At 62.4% G+C, this 476-nt stretch carries 1 protein-coding gene; it reads left to right on the forward strand.

Annotated elements, in window-relative coordinates; all coding sequences use genetic code 11:
* Positions 1 to 476: response regulator (locus HX823_RS31635; RefSeq protein ID WP_177078573.1), on the forward strand; the 476-nt coding region annotated here is incomplete at both ends.

A 476-nucleotide genomic window follows, 5' to 3' on the forward strand; every position in this document is an offset into this window, starting at 1 on the left:
ACCACCAAACCCATCGGCCAAGGCACCGGCCTGGGCCTGTCCATGATCTACGGCTTCGCCCAACAATCCGGCGGCCAAGTGCACCTGCACTCCACCGAAGGCGAAGGCACCTGCGTGTCCCTCTACCTCCCACGCCACCACGGCGCTGCACCGGGGGATGAACTGGCCCCAGGACAAGTGGATATCGAAGTCGCCCAACACGGCGAAACCGTGCTGCTGGTCGACGACGAATCCACCGTGCGCATGCTGCTCGCCGATGTACTGGGCGAGCTGGGTTACACCGTGATCGAAGCCGCCGACAGTGCGGCGGGGCTGAAACTGTTGAGGTCGGATGTGCATATTGATTTGCTGGTGACGGATGTGGGGTTGCCGGGGGGGATGAATGGAAGGCAGATGGCGGAGGCGGGGATGGAACTGCGGCCGGGGTTGAAGACGTTGTTTATTACGGGGTATGCGGAGAATGCGGTGATGGGGTA

Origin of the sequence: Pseudomonas sp. P7759 (assembly GCF_013386445.1) — a bacterium.
Classification (GTDB): Bacteria; Pseudomonadota; Gammaproteobacteria; order Pseudomonadales; family Pseudomonadaceae; genus Aquipseudomonas; species Aquipseudomonas azotoformans_A.